The following is a 20876-nucleotide window of genomic DNA, read 5'->3' on the forward strand; positions in this document are numbered from 1 at the left end:
TCATGAAGGACTTAACCCTGCGTTATTTTGACGCCGAAATGCGCTACCTGCGCGAGGCGGCCAAAGAGTTTGCCGAGGCACACCCTGACCGGGCAGCAGCGCTGGATCTGGACCGGGCCGGTGTGCCGGACCCGTATGTGGAACGCCTGTTTGAAGGTTTTGCCTTCTCGATGGGGCGCTTGCGCGAGAAGCTGGACGACGACCTGCCCGAATTGACCGAAGGGCTGGTCAGCCTGTTATGGCCCCATTATCTGCGTACCATTCCCTCACTGTCGGTGGTGGAAATGGCCCCGCCTGCGGGCAATATGAAAATGAGCGAAACGGTGCCGGCCGGGTTTGAAATCCTCTCCCAGCCAGTAGGGCCGAAGAAAACACAATGCCGTTACCGCACCACCCAGGACCTGACGCTGCAACCGGTGTCTCTGTCCAAGGTTGAGCTGTTGACCGAGCCCGATGGGCGCTCGGCTATCCGCTTGCGTTTTGTCTGTAGTGATCTGACGGACTGGACCACTGTAGACCTCAGCCAACTGCGCTTCTATCTCAATGGCGATGCGCCCCTGACCTGTGCCCTGCATCTGGCCCTGACCAAGCGTCAGGCTTCAATGTCGTTGAGCTTCTTCTCCCATCAGGGTCGGATGGCGGAGCCGCAACCGCTGGCGGGGCATTTTTCCCCAGGCGGGTTTGCCGAAGATGACCGGCTGTGGCCAAAAGGGGATACCGCCTTCAGCGGCTATCAGTTGCTGCTGGAGTATTTCACCTTTCGTGAAAAATTCATGTTCGTGTACCTCAATGGGCTGGAGAAGGTCACCTTCCCCGAGAATATCACCGGGTTCGATATTGACATCGTGCTGAGCGAATTGTGGGATCACCAGTTGCCGATCTCCACCCACCACCTTCGCCTGCACTGTGTGCCGGTGATTAACCTGTTCAAGGTGGAAGCCGACCCGCTGATTATCAACGGGCTGGAAAGCGAATATCTGCTGCGCCCCCGTCGTTTGCAGGATGGCCATACGGAAATCTATTCGGTGGATGAGGTGGTGGGCTCCCTGCGCACCGATGATGCGGTGTATGTGCCGTTCACCAGTTTCCGTCACCGGGGGGGCATGCTGCGCCGCACCGCGCCGGAGCGCTATTACCACACCCGCGTCAAACGCGGCGTCTCGGGGCTGCATGATACCTGGCTGATCCTCGGTGGGCAGGCGTGGGAAGATGACCGGCTGTTTGAGCGGGAAACGGTGTCACTGCTACTGACCGGCACCAACGGCCAGTTGCCGCGCAAGGCACTGCAAAGCACCTTACTTGACCGGGCGGAGCAGGCGCTGCCGGTGCCGCTGAAGATCCAGAACCTGTGCAAACCGACGTTACCGGCCTATCCACCGGCGGAAGACCGTTTCCACTGGCGGGTACTGAGCCACCTGGGCTCCAGCTTCCTCAACATGATGGCCAGTGCCGAAGTGCTGCGCGGCACCCTGGCGTTGTATAACTGGCTGGATGACGAGATGGTCAACCGCAAACTCGATGCGATAGTGGACGTCAAACACTTCCAGACCCAACGCTTTGAAAAGGGCTTTTTACTCCGGGGGATCGACATTGTGGTGACCCTGGATGCCAACGGATTCAGCGGTGAAGGGGATATCAACCTGTTTGGTGAAATGCTCAACCGCTTTTTTGCCCTGTATGCCGATATCCATTTATTTAACCAGCTGACGCTGGTTATTCAGCCCAGTGGAAAACACCTGCGATGGAAAGAGAATCACAATCAGCGCATACCCGGCTGATCGACAAACTGGGGAAGAAAGCCCCCTACATCAACTTTTACCGCTTTTGCCAACTGCTGGAGCAGAGTCAGCCAGGGCAACCGGGTTTGGGGACCGGGCAATCGCCGCACCCTGACCCGGTGCGTTTTCGTCCCCACCCGGGGATGGGGTTCCCGGCCAGTGAGCTGAAAAGTCTCAGCGCCGATCCGGATTATCCGCACCGGCCGCCTACCGCCCGGGTGACGTTCCAGGGGCTGTATGGGGTGGAGTCGCCGTTGCCGACGTCATACATTGATGACATTGCGCAACAGCGTGAAGGGAGCGAGGCGGTCAGTGATTTTCTTGATATATTCAACCATCGGCTGACCACGCAGTTTTACCGCATCTGGCGTAAATATTCCTACCCGGCCACCTTTGAGCCCGGGGGCACCGATGAAACCTCACAATATCTGCTGGGGCTGGTGGGGTTGGGGATCCCGGGGAGTGCGGCGCATATTGGCACGCCGATTTCGCGCTTTCTGGCGTTGTTGGGGGTGTTGCGTTTACCGACCCGCACTGCCGAGGGCATCTCGGCGTTAGTCAAACTGTTGGCCCCGAATACCCGGCCGACCGTGACCCCTCATGATCGCCTGTCCATTGCGCTGGACAATCCGACCATGATGTCTTGCCGCCAGCCGGTGACGTTAGCCAGCTACCCGGTGATGGGGCGCAGTACCGTTGAGGTCAACAGCCAGGTGCTGCTGACACTGACCACCTCGGATCCGCAGGAAGCTCAGGGGTGGCTGCCGGGGGGCGAACTGTATACGGACTTGTTTGCCTTGCTGCATGTTTACCTGGGGGCACGGTTGCATGCGCGCCTGCAATTGCGCGTGCCACGGCCGTTGCTGCCGGATGCGCAGCTTTCCTGTTCTCCCCGGCTCGGTAGCCCGCAGTTGGGGAGAACGGCGATCATGCGGCGCATGGCGGCCCCCCCGAGCCCGGCGGTGGAGGACATTGTTACCATCAGTTTAGGGCGTTATCAGTCCGTTTTTGAGAATACTAACTACAGGGAGGCCGAAAGTGGCGAATATCAATATTAAGGGCGCGATGTTGTTTAAAAACGCGGTGTTCTGGCGGCGTAAACCGGCGGCGGCGCTACTGTCGCTATTAATGGTGAGCGGGCTGTTGTCCGGTTGTGGACTGACGCAACGGGTGTCTGACGGGGCGGTGTCGATGACCAAAGCCGTTTTTTACAAACAGGTGAATACCTTGCATCTGGACATCATGGCGCGGCCGGCCACCAACAATAATGCCAGTGGTGCGCCGCTTTCCACGGTGGTGCGTATTTATCAATTGAAAGACCGCAAGACGTTCGATAGCACCGATTATCCGTCGTTGTTTGCCAGCGACAGCCAGGCCATCAAGGCGGATTTACTGGCTGAAAAAGATGTTTCAGTCAGGCCGGATGAAACGGTCTCCATTGATATGCCGATGGAGAAGGAGACCCAGTACGTGGCGGTGGCCGGGATGTTTTTGTCGCCGAATCAGGAGAAAAACAACTGGCGTGTGGTTCTCAAGCGCGATGAGCTGGATCCGGACAAGGCACGGCAAATCGAACTTAAAGATCAGGGTCTGACCCTGCTCCCGTTAAAGGAGTAACCCATGCCCCGTCCCTCATTATATGAAACCCTCTACGGCAACTTTGCCGGGGGGCTGGATTTACACCAAATTAGTGAAGAGAACCAGTTGATTATGTCGGTGCTGGACAATATGCAGCGTATACTCAACTGCCGCGCGGGGACCTTGTCGCACTTGCCGGACTATGGCCTGCCGGATATGAGCAAAATCCTGCAGGGGATGCCCGGTACGGCTCACCAGTTAATCACTACCCTGTCTGACGTGTTGCTGAAATATGAGCCGCGCCTGAAGAGGATTGATGTGCTGATGCTGGAACAGAGCACCCCCGGTGAGTTACGCTATGCCATTGATGCCGAGCTGAAAGGTGTGGGTCTGGTGCGCTATGGCACCGAATTTACCCCACAGGGCAAAGTGTTGCTGCGCCACCTGCGTCAGCAACAGTTTATGGATAGCCAGTCACTTTATTGATTAATGTTCTTTGGGAACAGATGGTTGTCATCGTATTACAGGTGTGAGTGATGCACCTTAGCCGATCACCCCTCGCTGGGACGCGTGATACGCGCCCTCAAGGATGGGTTCACGACGTGTCGGCGTTGCGCTTCACTTTCACCACCCTGATGCTTAGTGTGAAGTGATAGTAAGTGTAGTTATTGAGAACAGAGGGAGCTTGTCACATGAATACACGCAAACAACTTAAAAACGGCGGTGACCCGCGCGCCCTGGCGGATTATGCTGCGCTACGGGATGAGATGATGAAGCTTTCCCATCCGGCTCGGCCGGATGTGAACTGGAAGCAGGCGGAAACCCTGTGCCTGCGGCTGTTTGAACAAAATGGCGTCGAGCTGCAGACCGCTGCCTGGTATACCCTTGCACGTACCCATATCGCCGGGGTGGTGGGGTTTAACGAAGGGCTGGCGCTGCTTGATGCGCTGGTGAGTTATCAATGGGCGGTGATGTGGCCGGGGCATAGCCATGCGCGGATAGAAATCATCGCCGGGCTTAGCCCTCGTTTACAGGCGGTGTTGCGCACCTTTCCCCTGGATACCCGTGATGAATTGCCGGCGTTGTATCAGGCGGAGAAAGGGCTGAACAGCTTTTGTGAGGCGCTGGCGCGCCATGAACTGAAACAGGCCAGCCGCATGGACGGGTTGTTGAATCAGGTCAAGCAGGCCATTACCCGGTTGGAAAATTCCCCCCATGAAGAGCAATCTGAGCCGACGGTGGCTCTGCCGCCACAAGCCGTCACGGCAGAGCCGGAGACTGAACTGAGCGGTCATCAACCGCTGGTGTATGTTGCCCAATCGCTGCCGGAACCGCCGCCAACATCATCACTACCCCCATCAACACCCTTACCTCAATCACCGCTACCTCAATCATCGCTACCCCCATCACCACCGCCACCAGCGGATAAACGGGGTTATGTGTGGTCGTTTATCGGCGGGGCCAGTAGTGCCTTACTGGTGGGGGGCCTGCTGCTCTGGGGTTGGCAGTACCAGTATTCGCCTATGGCGGTGGAGCAACAACTGGTGGCATCAATAACGCCGTTGCCGGAACTCCCGCGTCAGGCGGGTCAACTCAATGCATTGCGTGAGCCCGGTTCACTGGCCCAGCGGCAGGCGGAGAGTCTGGTACAGCAACAGGGGGCGCAGCTTAACTGGTTGATGGCACTGCCCCCGGGTTGGTCGCAGCAGTATGGACAGCAACTGATTACGCAGTCTCAGACCCTGTGGCCGGATAACCCGGAGGCAGAACAGATGCATACAGCCTGGCAACAACAGCTGGAAGCCAATGCCTTGCCATTGACGGCACTGGACAACTGGCATCAGGGGATGGTGAAACTCCAGCAATTGACTGACAGCCTGAATGCGCTGGATGAACGCAAGGGTAAATACCTGACGGGAAGTGAACTGAAAACCATGGTGTTTGCCATTACCCAGGAATTTGGCAAAACAGTGCCGATGGAAGAGCAACTGCGCCAACTGGCGGCGGTCTCAACAGATAACAGCTTATCGGCCAATGCGCAGTCTCAGGCAGAGCAGCGACTGGCGCAATTGCTTAACCGTTATGTGCTGATAAAACAACAGGTAACAGCGCCATGATACCACTCCCCGTCTGGTTCTTTGATGCCTTTGAACATCTGGCAAAACAAGATATCGATGCATTGAAACAGTTATGGGGAGCGGAGCCCGTGCTGCGAGCAGCAGTGGTACGCCTGGATAAAGATAACCCCGCATTGCATCCCCACAAATACTGTCCTCATTGTGGCAGTGATCACTATGTGCCTAATTCCCGCGAATGGGAATACCGTTGTCTGGACTGTCTTAAACAGAGTTCCCCTGCTACCGAAACCCCCTTTGCAGGCTTGCACCGTCGGAAATATTATATTTTGTATGCCGTGCTGATGACACACTGGGTTAATGACTATATTGAAGATGTGGTCTGGCTTTCAGGGTGCCATAACAAAATCTACTGGAAAGAGTATGCCAGCCGTCTTGAGCCGATATTGGCTGCGTTACCGGCACCTGTTACCCCTTTTCCTCGCTATCTGCATGGGTTCACACCCGAGCAGCAGGGGATGACCTGCCCGTCTTGCCACTCTCACCAGGTGAGGTATAAAGACCTGATGCCTGCGGCTAACCCGGATTTATCCTGCCAAGTCTGTCAGCACCACTTTGTGATGCATCCGAATATGCCCAGGGGGATGCTGCGTGATGGTACTCAACCAGAGGTGCCTGACTGGTTTGAAAAGGAGTTTGATCATACGTCAAATGCCGAGTATGAACACCTGGTAACAGTCTGGCACCGTGAACTGGTACTGCGTGAATTGGTGGATCGTCTGGATGAGCAGAACCCGGATCTGAATCGCGTACAGGAATGCCCATATTGCCATAATCACCGTATTATCCAGCCAGCAAGCGACTCGGAAAGCTATGCCTGCCCCGCCTGTGGTGCAACCTTTGTCGCTGCTACAGGAACAGTTTTTTATAAAATGCCCAAAGACCGTTATTTGGGACTCTATCGTGTGCTGGTGTTACTGTGGGGGCAGTGGTACCTGACAAAAGCGCTGCCGATATGCCGGATCTCTTCGGTCAATCAATTTCGAATCTATGAAAAACGGCTTCAGCCGTTATTTGAAGAACTGAAGGGTAGGCCGCTCACCCCACGGCCCCGCTGGTTGCTAGGGTTTACACCAGGGGAGCAGGGGGTAAGATGTTTGCATTGCCATTCGTTGAATTTAACGACGGAGGGGCGCACGGTGTCGCCATTGGATGACCCGAAAATAATCTGTGAGGCATGTGGTCATGAGTTTATGTTGCGGGAATGGTTCAAAGAGCGCGCAAGGAGCAACATGCAGCAAAAATCATGAGCCTGCTGGAAACCGCGAACCTGGCTGATGGGTGTTCTGCGGCGTCTGCAGGCTGGCCGCAAGCGCATCTGTAGGTGTTGCTGCCGCTGCAGGGGGCACCTTGTCGACTGGAGAGTGCAGACTGTCGTTTCGCCAGTTCCACACTAAGGACTGGCGCTACTGAGAGGGTAAATATCGGAACTCTACGCAAGGCGTGGCTTCAATGCCATGCACAACTGACTCAGCGCCTGTACCAGAACTCCTCCAACATCCCACTCAGTACATCACCACCTGACCAGCGCCTTACCAGGAAAGCTGTCAATATGAGTTAACCGTAACCAGCCATTAACTAAACAGGGTTTGTGCCCAGCGTGCTAAACCTGCAGTGACCGAACCAAAATCGTTACCACTGATGATGGGAATACCGGGTAATTGCTGTTGCAGTGCGCTACGCAGTAATGGCGAACGGGCACTGCCCCCGGTCAGGTAAATCACTTGTGGGTTACACTGACTGGTGGCCAGTGTCGCTCTCACTTGCTCCAGAATGCGTTCCAAAGGTTGCTCAATCGCGCTAGCCAGTTGCTCCTGAGTGATGGTTTTCTCCAGTCCCGAGTGCACAAACGCCAACTGAGTACAGTTGCTCTTCTGCTCAGACAGGGCGATTTTGCTCTCCTCCGCACTTCTTACCAGCCGGTAGCTTAAATGTTGCTGGTGTATTTTTAACAGGTATTTCACTTTCTCTGGTTCAGCGGCATCACGGATTAAATCACGTAGCAGGCGACCGGTGGGGGTACTGTAAAAATCCATTTGTGCCGGAACATCGTTAGTTGCCACGGCGTTCCAGTAAGGCAATGCGGGTAGGGCGATACCTTTTTCGGTTTTGCCACCCAAGCCAAACAGTGGCATCAACTGCTTAAAGGCCAGCATGATATCGAGGTCATTACCCCCTACACGGCAACCGCTATGCCCGAGCAGACTCTGCTGACGCTCCACGCGATTTCGCCATTGCGGGCCCATCAATAGCATTGAGCAGTCCGTTGTTCCCCCACCGATATCGACCACCAGCACGGTTTTCTCTTCGCTCAGTGTGGCTTCAAAATCCAGCCCGGCAGCCACCGGTTCGAATTGGAATTCAATCTGCTTGAAGCCCACTCGCTCGGCGGCGCGTAGTAAAATGCCTACCGCCTGACGATTAGCCTCTTCACCGCCACTTCCCTGGAAGTTGATGGGGCGGCCAATCACCGTTTGCTCAATATTCTGTTGTAAAACGCTTTCTGCTTGGCACTTAATGTGCCACATCATGGCGCACACCAGATCCTCAAACAGGGCAATTTGCTGCGGTTTCAACCCATTGGCACCCAGGAAGGATTTCGGTGAGCGGACAAAGTAGGTCTCTTCCGGCTCAGCAAAATAGTGTGCCAGTGCCTGCTGACCAAACGACACGCAGTCACTGCTGACCAGGATATCTTCGTGGCGATTAAAGGTGATGGCACGTTGCAACAGTTGCTGATTATCATCACTGCCGGTAGGTACCTGAGCATAACGATACAGCCACTCACTGACCGCCTCGCGTGTTGGCGCACACAGCATAGAAGGTAAATAAGGGCTGTTGTTTTCTAGCGACAATAATTCCGGGTGATTATTGTGCATGATGGCAACAGAACAGTTGGCGGTGCCATAGTCAAAACCAATAAACATTTTCTTTCCCCATGCCAATGAAGGGGGGCGACTTTACATTAGAGTGTTACGCTGGGCAATATCTATACTCGTAATACTTCAAGTTGCTTGGGTGTTGGCTGCATCCGTTCGCACCAGTCACATAGTGGCCTATGCTCCTGGCAACTCTCGGACTTGCCGCCTACAGGCAACACGAATTATTTAGAGTAAATACCGTCAATGAATAAATATTTAGCCAAGGTCGCGTCTACCTGTTTATCTTGATCAGGTTGATGTCCGGTTCCCGCACGTCAACGCTGGGTTTAAGTTTCATAATCCAGAAAAGTCGATTGAAGTGATGCCATGAAAAACCAACAACACGCGCTGTATCGTGCATTAAGTGCACGAGACCCTAAATTTGATGGCCGTTTTTTTGTCGGCGTCTCTTCCACCGGTATCTATTGCCGCCCAGTGTGCAGTGCTCGCACGCCAAAAATCGAAAACTGTACCTTTTACCCGAGTGCTGCCGCTGCTGAGTTAGCGGGGTTTCGTCCTTGTCTGAAATGTCGCCCGGAGCTGGCACCAGGATTGGCACTGATCGATTTGGGCAATCGTTATGCCCAGGTAGCGGTGCAATTGATTGAACAAGGCTATTTGGTGGAACATAGTTGCCAACAACTGGCGGCTCGATTGGGTATTTCTGATCGCCACCTGCGGCGTATTTTTGCCGAACAGTTTGGTGTATCGCCGATTGATTATGCGCAGTCATTTCGTTTATTACAGGCTAAACGACTACTGATGGACACCGACTTACCACTGGGTGAGGTGGCGTTTGCCGCTGGGTTTGGTAGCCTACGGCGTTTCAATGAGCTGTTTAAAAGCCGTTATCGGTTGATTCCTTCGCAATTGCGCAGTAATGCCGGTCAGCATCGGCAGACCACCCAGGCGGGGTTGGTGTTTCATCTGGGTTATCGTCCCCCTTATGATTGGCAACGTATGCTGGATTTTCTGCAGGCGCGTGCCGTCAGTGGGGTAGAGAGTGTAGTCGGAAAACACTATCTGCGTTCAATCACTATCCGCCAAGGGGGGGCTGATTATTCTGGTTGGGTGAGTGTCAGCCCGGAAACGTCACGTCACCGGGTACGAGTGGAAATTGCCCCTTCACTCAGTCGCGTGACCACAGAGGTTTTGCAGCGGATCCGGCAACTGTTTGATTTGGATGCCTCACCAGACTGTATTGTTGATGTCTTGGGGGAACTGGCGATGGATAAGCCAGGGATGCGCTTACCCGGTTGTGTTAATAGTTTTGAACAGGCAATGCGGGCGATATTGGGGCAACTGGTGAGTGTCAAAATGGCGGCCACCTTTGCCAGCAGGATGGCAAAACAGTGGGGGGAATCCTTGCCACAACCTTATGGCGAGATCACCCATCTGTTTCCCGATGCGACACGGATAGCGCAGTTGCAACCGGAAGAACTGCGTCCATTAGGGGTTCAATTGAAACGCGCTGCGGCGTTGATCGGTGTTGCGCGTGCGGTGAGCGAAGGGCGGCTGCAACTGGATAATGTGCTGGATATTGAGCAGGGCATCAAGGCGTTGACAGCATTACCGGGAATTGGCAGTTGGACGGCCAGTTATATCGCCATGCGTGCCTGGTCGTGGCCGGATGTTTTTCTGGCAGGGGACTATCTGATTAAACAGCGTTTCCCCGGCATGACACCGCGCCAGATTGAACGCTATGCCGAACGTTGGCGGCCTTGGCGCTCTTATGCCACGTTACATCTCTGGCATAATGACGTGTTATACGTTAATTGAGTTTAGTCGCTGCTTTCATTGGCTTGATAGCGGTAAACCTGCCCACGCCCGCCATTTTTGGCTTTGTAGCACGCAGCATCGGCCTCGGCGAGCAACGCTTCACTGGTGCCACTCTGGGCATCAATGGCGGTGATGCCGGCGCAGGCACCGACATGGTGTATTTTGCCTTCCCAATAGAATGGATACTCTTTTATCTGGGTAATCATCTGTTGCATCAGAGTCTGGGCATTTTCTAGCGTACAACCAAATAAGATCATGCCAAATTCGTCACCGCCCAGTCGCGCCAGACAGTCGTTATTACGCAGTTGGCGTAGCATCAACTGGCTAATCTCTTTCAACAGAGCATCACCTGCCGCATGCCCAGCACTGTCATTAACCGCCTTGAATTTATCAAGATCGAGGAAGACCAAGACATGGCGTTGGTGGTTATCTCTGGCATTGGCAATAGCATATTTCAGCTGTTGTTCGAAGCTGGTGCGGTTTTTCAAATTGGTCAGGGCATCGTGTGAGGCGTTGTAGCTGAGTTTATTCATCAATTCCCGTGCGGCACTCACGTCTTGCAGTACGATTACTGTACCTACCACGTCGCCATCAATGGTTTTCAATGGTGATATTGACTCTTGTACATCAAAACAATGACCATGTTGGTTATGGAGCACCAGTGAATTATCTGAGGGTAGGGCTTTGCCTGCCTGCAGAGTGTATTGCAGCGGGTTTTCCACCTTGGGGCCATCGATACCATCAGTTAAGTGTACGATGTTGTTGATGGGCATGCCCAGTGCCTGGGCTAACGGCCAACCACACATCTGCTCAGCCACGGGGTTCATAAAGGTGATGCGCATTTCGCTATCAGTAGAAATAACCCCTTCACCGATGGCGTCCAGGGTAATGTGTAAACGCTCTTTTTCTTGGTGCAGAGCCTCGGTCAGTGACTTTACTTCCGTCATATCGATATGCGTGCCGATGATCCGCTGTTGATTACCCTGTTTATCCAGAATCACGTTACCTTGGCTGCGCATATGGCGGATCTCGCCTGAAGGTTTTTTGATACGAAATTCCATGACAAATGCTTGGGCATGCTCGGTTATCGCCATCATTTGCTGTTTAATACGTTCTCGATCTTCCTGTAGCAGCATTGATTGCCAAAGTTTGAGTGTTGGGGTCTGGTCTGCCGTCAAACCATACAGTTCGAACATCCGTTTATCCCAATTGAGTTTCTTCTCACTGGGCACCCATTCCCAAATACCAATCCCACCTGCCTGATTGGCCAAGGTAATACGCTCCACCAAGCGGCGATTCTCTGCCTCGGTACGTTTCAATTCGCTGATATCTTCCACCTGGAAGATAAAATAGAGGGGGTGGTTTTTCGCATTACGCACCAGTGATACCGCTTGTAAGGTCCAGATGCTATCCCCTCCCTGACGAAGGTAGCGTTTTTCCATGGTGTAGCTACTGATACGGTTCGCCAGCAGATCTTGCCGTTGTGCCAGGTCACTCTCCAAGTCGCTTGGGTGGGTGAGTTCTTGGTATGTCAGGTGGTGTAGTGCCTCAGCAGGGGAGTTCAGCAGTTTGCATAAAGCCTGATTAACCTGTAGCCATTTTCCTTCCGGTGACACTAACGCCATACCGATGGCTGAATACTCCAATGCATTACGGAAACGGGTCTCACTTTCTACAATATGCCGCTTTTCTACCCGCAGGGTATGCATGACCATCGCCATGGCATGCGCTGGGATCAAAATCAGCAACAGTGGCATATAGACCTCTAAATCACTCAAAAAGGGCAGCCGACCCTGAAGATCTAGCACTCCGAGGGAGGTCATAATGGTAATCATTAAGGTGGCCGCAAAGCCGGTGATAAAGGTTTCCAGCCGGGGGAGGCTGAGTGCGGCCAACAGCAGTGGAGGAATAATAAAAGTAAAGGGAAATGGCAGATTGAGCAGGGCCAGATAGGTCAGCACCAAGGTGCCCACCAATACCAATAACAACTTGAACAGATTATCTATCTTTAACATTGAGCGGCGATAGACCAGCCCGATCGGTGCCAGAGCCAATACCCCGATGGCCTCCGAAATAAACCAGGTACCGACGGGGCGCCAAAATGAGACTTCGGGTTTGGCTACCACGGTTGCTGCCAGCAGGGCGGTGATCAAAGGGGTAAAAATGACGGCACAACCGACAAATTTCAGCCAATTGATCATACTGTTAAGGGGATCGTTTGCTGGCAGTATCTGCTGTAACAGCATGGTGCTGAGGGAAGCCCCCAGCAGGTTAATCAACATCAATTTGACGGGTAACCAGCCTAGACCGAACAACAGGAAATTGGCAGCACAGATAGCGGTGCCACTGAAGAGTAATGATAACCCCCAGCTATGCCTTGGGCGGCGGTAGAGCTGCATAATGATGGCTGCCGTGGGGAACCAGAGTGGGGTAAATGCCTTGGCTTCAAAGGAAAGCGTCAGGCAAATATAGGCCAACAGGAAAACAATAATTGCTGTTAGCAAGGCGTGAGTGAAGACAGAACCTTGTTTTTTGCTTGGCGGGGTAACGGTACTGATATCCATGGAGAACCTTACTGTTCTGTCGGCGACTGCACTATCCCCATGGCTCTTCTGGCTATTGGGGCAGGTTATTATTGCGCCTTTCCATGGCTTTTCCCCTTTCGGAGGGGTTGCGAACAACTGTACAACAGGATAAGAAGTCGCATTCCGGCGATTTTTCTTCAGGTTGCTTTTCTTAATATTTTTAGGTTACGGCATGCAAATCAATTTCTGACTGATTTTCCTCAACTTTCTCGTTAGCAAGCAACTTGAAAGCTAACCCCTATAGTATAATAAGGTCACAAACGATTATGTAATTATATTGTTTCTAATTGGTATTGAAATAAACATATTTATTCTATTTACAATAGGAAAATAGTCGCCAAACCGAGGAAAATAAAGAAACCACCGGTATCGGTCAGCGCGGTAATCAGTACGCTGGAACCCACCGCAGGATCACGGCCCAGTTTAAGCATGGTCATCGGTATAACAACGCCCATCAAGGCGGCGACCAATAGGTTGAGAAGCATCGCCAGTGCCATCACGCTCCCCATTGCTGGGTCGTCATACAGCAAATAGGTGACCAGCCCCATAATGCCCCCCCAAACGATGCCGTTAATCATTGCCACCCCAAGCTCCCGGAGTAACAGCCGGGGGATATTACCGGCTTCGATCTGGTGTAATGCCAATGCGCGTACAATCATGGTAATGGTTTGGTTACCGGTATTTCCACCGATCCCGGCAACAATAGGCATTAAGGCCGCTAACGCCACTAACTGTGAAATGGTGTTTTCAAACAGCCCAATAACCCGTGAAGCGATAAACGCGGTGCACAGGTTGATAGCTAACCAGGTCCAACGGTTTTTTACTGCTTTATAGACCGGCGCAAACACATCTTCTTCCGGACTTAATCCCCCCATGCGGCGCAGGGTGCTATCACTCTCTTCGGTAACGGCATCCACCACTTCCTCAATACTGAGACGGCCCATGAGTTTGCCTTTGCCATCGACGACGGGGGCGCTGATCAGGTCATAGCGCTCGAAAGCACTGGCTGCAGCTTCCGCTTTGTCTTCAGGTTGAAAGGTCGTCGGGTCATTATCCATCACTTGTGATACCGGCGTTTGCGGATCATTAAGTAAGATAGCGGTTAAAGGCAGTTCACCGAGCAGCGTATTTTTACGGTCGGTCACAAACAGTTTATCGGTCGCTTGGGGGATGGTTTTACGTTGGCGCAAGAAACGGTGCACGGTGCCGAGAGAGACTTCTGGACGTACGGCAATCAATTCAAAGTCCATCATCCAACCCACCGTATCCTTACCGTATTGAATCACTTCACGGACTTGGGCACGTTTATCGGGTTGCAGTGATGTCAGCAGGCGCCCCATCAGATTTCGCGGTAGATACTGCGCCAGATAGGCTTGCTCATCGACATCCAATGTTTTGATCGCTTTGAGCAGGTCTTTATCGCTCATGGTTTCGATCAGGCTATCCCAGACCGGTTCTGCGACTTCCACCAGTGTTTGACCACGTTTGGTATTGTCCACCAGACGCCATAGCGCAAGACGTTCATCCTGTGGCAAGGCTTCCAGTAGGTCTGCCAGGTCGGCAGCGTGCATCTCATCCAGCAGATGAGTGATTTCGGCAGTATCGCTCAGCAGGCTCCTTTTGCGAAACTGTTTTCCTACTGTGGGGCGGCCAAGTATATCATCGACCAAGGGTTTGTTGTTTAATAGCAGCCCGAGAATGCGTTGACGATGTTCGGCGACTTTCTTAACGTTATGTGTAGTATTGGACATGCTATGCCCTAGTCTATTCAAAGTGCAGTCAATATACCCGCAGCTTGAATAGCTACGAGAGTATTGGGACTATAGATAAGGAATATTCTAGGGTTTTTTATTGGTTTTTGCTCTATATAATTGATTATGACTCAATGTTAAGCTATGCCTATGAGTAGAATTTACAGCCGTTCTTGATGTGAGCCGAATGTATTAGTCAACTCTTCGAATGGACTGGCGGCTGGATAGGACCCTGCCTTATCTACGGTTTAAATACCCTTAAGTACCAAAGTGAATCATGTCTTGGCGGATACAGTATCTTGATGGTTATTTTAAAGTTTTGGGATAAATTACGTGACCATTGGTGGGGGCAACCGCTCGTGTTGAGCCTGCTATTGTTACCTATTGCTGGCTGGCTTTCACCGCGCTTGATGTTGCCCGGTGGTAAAATTTACCTGGTTTATTTGCCACTAGCCGCCTGCCTTTCTTTGCTGATGGTGTATAACTGGCGTGCGCTGCCAGGCATCGCGCTGGCGATACTTATCCGTTATTCCAACCGTGGAAGCTGGCAAATTGATCTGCTCATGATGTTGGTCTACGTTGGCTGCTTGAGCGCGTGCTGGTGGGGATATCGTTGTCAGACCCAGCGCCAATGGTGTTTGGGGTTTACTGAGCTGAAGCTGGGTAAACATCGGCTAATCTGGCTGGTGGTGTTGCCACCGATAGTCATGATTTTCACATTACAGATAATTATCAATTTGGGTCTGCTGCCTGACGAATTGGGTATGCTGTCTAATAAAGACAATAATCTGTATGCACTCATTAACCTCCAGGCGATGGTGCTTGGTTGCCTCTCTTCCATGCAACTGTTCTATTGCGTGCTACGGGTGCTTAAAACCCCTAGATTTGCTGGCGTTCTGTTGGGGCGAATTCGCCGGGAGATGGCACCCTCAGTAAAAAATAGCGAGTTACAGTTGTGGTTTGCGGTACTGGCTATTCTCTTGCTAGTCCTGTCTTATCACACCGCCGAAATTGGCTTTTTGCAGGTTCCTGATTATACGCTAACGCTGTTATTACCGGTGATGCTGTATAGTGCCATGCGCTATGGTTACCAGTTTAACGGTATTGTCTGGGCGGCAAGCCTGCTGGTACTGTTTTTCAACTATCAGGGCTATGTGCAGTGGAATAATTTGTTGCATAACCTGACCATGATCTCTGCAATGATGCTGGCCTTCACCCTCAGTATTTTATTGACCTCTGCGGTGCACACCCGGCAACGGATTGATCATGCCAAGGCGCAGAGTGCTTCATTGAAGGATCCAGTCATTGGTTTGCCCAACCTGCGTGCGTTAAAACTCGATCTGGCTAAAGCGTCACGTTCAACACTCTGTTTTTTGCGTATCTCCGAGCTGGATCTGCTCAGCCGTAACTATGGCATGCAACTGCGTATTCGCTTTAAACAGGCGTTGGCGGCGGAATTGCGCAACAAGGTGTTGGAAGAGGGGAAGAAGTTTACCATATGCCAGGTTATGAACTGTTGATTCGTCTGAATAGTTTTGAGGCAGAATCCCGGCTGGCTAATATCCAAGAGGTACTGGATAAGTTCCGTTTGGTGTGGAACGGTCTGTTAATTCATCCGCCATTAGGTATGAGTTATTGCACCGTCTATTCAGAGGTTGAGCATTTGCATGTGCTGCTGGGGGAAATGAGCTCATTGGCGGAGTTATCCTTGACCACGGGTCAGCCGGAAAATATGCAAGGTACTCAGCATATCGTACAAAATGAGATCAAGCGGAAAGTCTCTTTGTTACATTCGGTGCAAGGCTCATTGGATAACGACAGTTTTATTTTGATGGCTCAACCCATCGTCGGTATCCGTGGTGATGTTTACCATGAAATTCTATTGCGTATGCTCGATGATCAGGGCAACTGCCTGCTACCTGATCAATTTCTACCGGTGGTCCATGAGTTCGGCCTGGCCTATAAATTGGATATGTGGGTGTTAAACCAAACGCTGAAATTTATGGATAGCAACCGCGATACGCTACCCAGTGTACGGTTGTCGGTAAATTTGTCACCTTTTTCGCTGTGCCGACCCGGTTTGGGGCAGGATGTACGGCACGCGTTGCGGCAATATAACATTGAGCCTTATCAGCTTATTCTGGAGATCACTGAGTCCCATTTGATGGGGGATATCAAATATGCACAAAATTCGTTAAGAGAATTGCGCAAATTAGGTTGTCGCATTGCTCTGGACGATTTTGGTACTGGCTATGCCACTTACAACCGTCTTAAAGCACTGGATGTGGATACGGTGAAGATCGATGGGAGTTTTGTGCAGAATATGTTGACCAACAGGGTGGATTACCAGATTGTTTCCTCAATCTGTAAGGTGGCTCTGATGCGCAGGTTATCCATTGTGGCGGAGTATGTGGAGTCGGCAGAACAGCGTGATGCCCTGCGAGGTTTGGGGGTAGATTACATGCAAGGGTTCTTTATTGGCCGGCCTCAGCCGTTGAAATCCTTGCTGGTAAAGCCGCCAAAGGCAAACCAAGAGTAAAGCTGCCAAAGGCAAACTAGGAGTAAACCAGCGTGTTTGATTCTCCGCCTCTCTTTGTTATAGAGGCGGAGTTATAGAGGCGGAGGGGTTACCAATAACCACCAACCAATGATCCTCGACGACGATATTAGTCTGACTGAACTTTGTCTGCCTCACCCTCTTCTTCAATAATCAACCTCCAGCCAACCACATCATTCCAGTAGGTTTGTTCCCGCTCAAAGTCCAACTGGACCAGGTTATTCTGAGTGAGATAGCCAGCGGGAAAACGTAGCGTCCAGTGGTTATCATCGGTTGTCAGGCGGAGTGTTTCTGGCGTGGTGGTGGATTGACGTTGGTTGTTGAGCAGGGTGCTCAGACGTAATAGCTGTATTAATGGCAGGTAATATTTTTTCTTGAACAGATTTAGCCGGGGTAATTCGTCAAGCTTGATTGCCTTACGTTGAAAACGTACCAATGCTGCCAGCAGCAGTTGTTGCTCTTGATTGAAGCCGGGCAGATTGGTGTTTTGCAGAATATAGGCAGAATGGCGGTGCATACCGCTGTGGTTGATACTCAATCCGACCTCATGCAGCATGGCGGCCCATCTTAACAACGCTTCGAGCTGCGGTTGTACTAGCTTGGTATTTTGAGCCATCCATTGGGCGTACAGCAGTTCGGTGGTTTCCAGCACTCGCTTGGCTTGTTCTCGGTCGATATTGTAGTGTTCAGCCAGGCTGGCTGCAGTACGGCTGCGAATATCTTGATGGCGGAAACGACCTTCCATTTCATAGAGCACGCCCTCGCGCAGTGCACCGTCGGAAAGACGGAGTTCGCGTACCGCCAGCGCATCAAAGACGCCACAAAGGATGGCTAAGCCGGGAACAAACACAAATTGGCGGTCTTCCGACAGCCCGGGTAAGTTCAGGGTGCTGAAGTCTTTAAACTGCAAGACTTGTTCCACCAGCATTTCGAGCCTTTCAGGGGTAATCAGGCCCTCTTTTTCGCCGATGGCAACCAACACCTCATAAGCCGCCTTAATGGTACCTGAGGCCCCCAAGGCATATTGCCAGCCTTGAATACGGTATTGCCAGGCCAGAGTTTCCAGCTTCTGGGCGGCGGCCAGTCGGGCCCGCTTGAAGTTGGTTTTGCTTATCTCACCGGCGGGGAAAAATTGTTGAGCAAAGCTCACACACCCCATACGGCGACTCTCTGCCAACAAGGGTTCGAAGCCTTCACCAATCACCAGCTCAGTGGAGCCACCGCCAATATCAATCACCAGCTTACGGCCTTTTTCTGGTTGGGTATGTTCTACCCCCATAAAGATAAGACGCGCTTCTTCCTGGCCCGAGATAATTTCGATGGGATAAGGGATCACTTTAGCAGCACGTTTCAAGAAAACTTCGGCGTTGACCGCCTCGCGCAAGCTATGAGTGCCGACAATTGTCACGTTGTCAGCGGGGAAACCCTGCAACCGTTCAGCAAACAGTGCCAGACAGGCCAGCCCTCTTTCTATGGCTTCCTCGCTGAGCACATTATTGCTGTCCAAGCCATCAGCGAGGTGCACTCGTTGTTTTAAACGGCCTAATATCTGTAAGGCACCATTGACGACGCGGGCAATGACCATATGAAAGCTGTTCGAACCCAGGTCGATAGCCGCGATTTCTTGTGGTTTATTGGTCGTGGAACTGGTGGTTAGTGGCATAGGCTGACCTGATTTTCCGGTTGTTCCTGAGCTTTTAAGTACTCATAAATCGCCATCTGGGCACGTACTTTACGGCGATTACCACGAGGGACGTACTGGTTGCTCAGTTCTTTATCAAGATAACGGGCTTTAACGGTATCGCTGAACAGGATCTCCAGGATATCCAGAACACGTTGTTTCAGTGTGGGATCCAGTACCGATACCGCGACTTCAATACGGTAATCGATGTTGCGTGTCATCCAGTCGGCAGATGAGAGATAAACCCGTTTATCGCCTTTATTTTCAAAAACATAAACCCGATCATGCTCAAGAAAACGGTCTACTATACTGATTACCTGAATATTTTCACTGATTTTCGCCAGGTTGGGGATCAACGAGCACATACCACGAACCAGTAGACGGATCTTCACGCCAGCGGCGGAAGCGGTATATAAACGATCAACCAGCCCCTTATCCACCAGGTTATTTATTTTTAGCATAATGCCGGCATTTTCCCCAGCCAGTGCATTGGCAATTTCCTGGTCGATCAGGTCATATAACATCCGGCGCGAGTTCTGAGGCGAAACCATCAAGTTATCGAAGGTCACTGGCCGATAAGGATGTTGAATGAAATTGAATACTCTGCGTACTTCATTGGTGATGCGAGCATCAGCCGTTAGCAATGAATAGTCGGTGTAGAGCCGAGCGGTTTTCTCATTAAAGTTGCCAGTACCAATATGAGCATAGCGCACAATGTCTTCGCCTTCACGGCGTGAAATCAAGAACAGTTTGGCGTGGATCTTCAAGCCAGGTGCGGAGAAAATGACATGCACTCCCGCTTCTGTTAGCCGTTTGGCCCAGTGAATATTGGCTTCTTCATCAAAACGAGCTTGCAACTCCACCACCACCGTCACTTTCTTGCCGTTATGTGCGGCGTGGATCATTGATTCGATAATGCGCGAATTTTTGGCTACCCGGTAGATATTGATTTTGATCGCTAAGACGCTCGGGTCGAACGATGCTTGACGCAACAGTTCTAACACATGCTCAAAGGTATGGTAGGGGTAGTACAGCAGCACGTCTTTTTCGCGGATGGCATCAAAGCCGTTGCGGAATTTATCAAACCAGATATGGCGCAGGCGTGGCAGCGGCGGGTTGAGTAGATTGGCCTTGCCGACATTAGGAAAGCTGATGAAATCTTTGAAATTGTGATAGCGGCCACTGGCAATCACCGAGTCATAATTCGAAATCCCTAGCTTGAGACGTAACATTTCTACCATTTCACTTGGCATATCACGCTGATAAACAAAGCGTACCGGTTCTGCTGTCAGGCGCTGTTTGAGGCTGGATGACATTAATTCCAACAGGCTGGATTCCATTTCGGTCACCAGGTCGTATTCTGCATCACGGGTCATCTTCATTGAATAGGCATTGAGTGCGTCATAATCAAAGAACCCCTTGAAGATGTCATCCAGGCAATAGCGTAGAATATTATCCAACAGGATCATCGGCTTGCGGCGTCTTGGTGCTTCAGGTGGCAGATTAACGAAGCGGGGAACCTTATCAGCAGGGATTTCCAGTAACGCATACTCGATATGTGTGCCACGAATAATCTCCACCGCCAGGTAGGTGTAATCGTCTTTTAGGAATTCCACCAGATTGGTATCGCGGTTGAGCAGTATCGGTGTGATATGTTGGCGTAGGTTGTGCTTAAAATACTGGCGCAGCCAGATTTGCTGGTTTTCTGATACTTGGCGTTCGTTAATCAAGAAGATTTGGTTACGTGCCATTTCCAACAAGAGTTCGTTGTACAAAGTGTCGAATTCTTGATCCGTTTTTAATACTTTGGCCTGAATTTTTTTCAGTAAATGACGGGAAGTGCCTACTGAACCTTGCTCTTCACTGATTAATAGGCGCCGCTTCAGATCGGCAAAACGGACTTTATAGAATTCATCAAGATTGTTGGAGTAAATGCCCAGAAAGCGCATACGCTCAATCAAGGGATTGCTCTTATCTGCCGCTTCCTGTAATACGCGTTCATTAAAGGATAACCAGCTTAATTCTTTATCGATGTAGAGCTTTTCCTGACTCATGGTCACTCCAGTTCAATGTTAGAAAAGGATCTGCGATACCGCTTTGTCTCCTACGCT

Annotated in this window: 14 protein-coding genes; 9 read left to right on the plus strand and 5 right to left on the minus strand. The window is 51.6% G+C overall.

The window, feature by feature from the left end; translation table 11 throughout:
• Positions 1 to 2 precede the first annotated feature (2 nt).
• The 6 genes from tssF to ACX9GV_RS04885 all read left to right on the plus strand — a co-directional run bounded on the left by tssF (position 3) and on the right by ACX9GV_RS04885 (position 6741).
• The gene (tssF, locus tag ACX9GV_RS04860) at positions 3 to 1778 is read left to right on the plus strand and encodes a type VI secretion system baseplate subunit TssF (RefSeq protein ID WP_473197252.1); all 1776 of its coding nucleotides are present in this window, start codon (positions 3 to 5) and stop codon (positions 1776 to 1778) included.
• On the plus strand, positions 1742 to 2836 hold the full coding sequence (tssG, locus tag ACX9GV_RS04865; protein WP_473197253.1) for a type VI secretion system baseplate subunit TssG: 1095 nt from the start codon (positions 1742 to 1744) through the stop codon (positions 2834 to 2836). The genes tssF and tssG overlap by 37 nt, the downstream gene beginning before the upstream one ends.
• A 7-nt stretch (positions 2837 to 2843) precedes the next feature.
• Positions 2844 to 3395, plus strand: a complete 552-nt coding sequence (gene tssJ, locus ACX9GV_RS04870) for a type VI secretion system lipoprotein TssJ (protein WP_473197979.1) — start codon at positions 2844 to 2846, stop codon at positions 3393 to 3395.
• 3 nt (positions 3396 to 3398) lie between these two features.
• On the plus strand, positions 3399 to 3842 hold the full coding sequence (tssE, locus tag ACX9GV_RS04875; protein WP_023489266.1) for a type VI secretion system baseplate subunit TssE: 444 nt from the start codon (positions 3399 to 3401) through the stop codon (positions 3840 to 3842).
• Positions 3843 to 4048: 206 nt separating this feature from the next.
• Positions 4049 to 5473 carry a VasL domain-containing protein gene (locus ACX9GV_RS04880; protein WP_473197254.1) on the plus strand — a complete coding sequence of 475 codons (1425 nt, stop codon included), beginning with the start codon at positions 4049 to 4051 and terminating at the stop codon, positions 5471 to 5473.
• Positions 5470 to 6741 (plus strand): hypothetical protein, encoded by a 1272-nt coding sequence (locus ACX9GV_RS04885; RefSeq protein ID WP_473197255.1) that lies wholly within the window; start codon positions 5470 to 5472, stop codon positions 6739 to 6741. The genes ACX9GV_RS04880 and ACX9GV_RS04885 overlap by 4 nt, the downstream gene beginning before the upstream one ends.
• Before the next feature lie 324 nt (positions 6742 to 7065).
• Here the strand turns inward: ACX9GV_RS04885 and yegD are convergent, their stop codons facing one another.
• Positions 7066 to 8418 (minus strand): molecular chaperone, encoded by a 1353-nt coding sequence (gene yegD / locus ACX9GV_RS04890; RefSeq protein ID WP_473197256.1) that lies wholly within the window; start codon positions 8416 to 8418, stop codon positions 7066 to 7068.
• Between the two features lie 321 nt (positions 8419 to 8739).
• Here yegD and alkA point away from each other — a divergent pair, with 321 nt between their 5' ends.
• The gene (gene alkA / locus ACX9GV_RS04895; protein WP_473197257.1) at positions 8740 to 10191 is read left to right on the plus strand and encodes a DNA-3-methyladenine glycosylase 2; all 1452 of its coding nucleotides are present in this window, start codon (positions 8740 to 8742) and stop codon (positions 10189 to 10191) included.
• A 2-nt stretch (positions 10192 to 10193) separates the two neighbouring features.
• Here alkA and ACX9GV_RS04900 read toward each other — a convergent pair whose 3' ends face one another.
• Both ACX9GV_RS04900 and mgtE read right to left on the minus strand, forming a co-directional pair.
• Entirely contained in the window at positions 10194 to 12755 is a 2562-nt protein-coding gene (locus ACX9GV_RS04900) for a PAS domain S-box protein (RefSeq protein WP_473197258.1), read from the minus strand.
• Positions 12756 to 13093: 338 nt separating this feature from the next.
• Positions 13094 to 14527: a magnesium transporter gene (gene mgtE / locus ACX9GV_RS04905; RefSeq protein ID WP_023489272.1), complete on the minus strand. Its 1434-nt coding sequence runs from the start codon at positions 14525 to 14527 to the stop codon at positions 13094 to 13096.
• A gap of 302 nt (positions 14528 to 14829) precedes the next feature.
• Between mgtE and ACX9GV_RS04910 the strand changes: the two genes are divergently transcribed.
• A complete protein-coding gene (locus ACX9GV_RS04910) occupies positions 14830 to 16047 on the plus strand; it encodes an MASE1 domain-containing protein (protein WP_473197259.1) in 1218 nt (405 codons plus the stop codon).
• Complete coding sequence (locus tag ACX9GV_RS04915; RefSeq protein WP_473197260.1) at positions 16026 to 17066, plus strand: EAL domain-containing protein; 1041 nt, start codon at positions 16026 to 16028, stop codon at positions 17064 to 17066. Before ACX9GV_RS04910 ends, ACX9GV_RS04915 begins: the two co-directional genes overlap by 22 nt.
• Before the next feature lie 127 nt (positions 17067 to 17193).
• Here the strand turns inward: ACX9GV_RS04915 and ppx are convergent, their stop codons facing one another.
• Both ppx and ppk1 read right to left on the minus strand, forming a co-directional pair.
• Positions 17194 to 18747, minus strand: coding sequence for an exopolyphosphatase (ppx, locus tag ACX9GV_RS04920; RefSeq protein ID WP_473197261.1), 1554 nt, complete (start codon positions 18745 to 18747; stop codon positions 17194 to 17196).
• A complete protein-coding gene (gene ppk1 / locus ACX9GV_RS04925; protein WP_473197262.1) occupies positions 18738 to 20819 on the minus strand; it encodes a polyphosphate kinase 1 in 2082 nt (693 codons plus the stop codon). The genes ppx and ppk1 overlap by 10 nt, the downstream gene beginning before the upstream one ends.
• Positions 20820 to 20876: the final 57 nt, after the last annotated feature.

Source organism: Serratia sp. 25CWL12 (assembly GCF_055790885.1).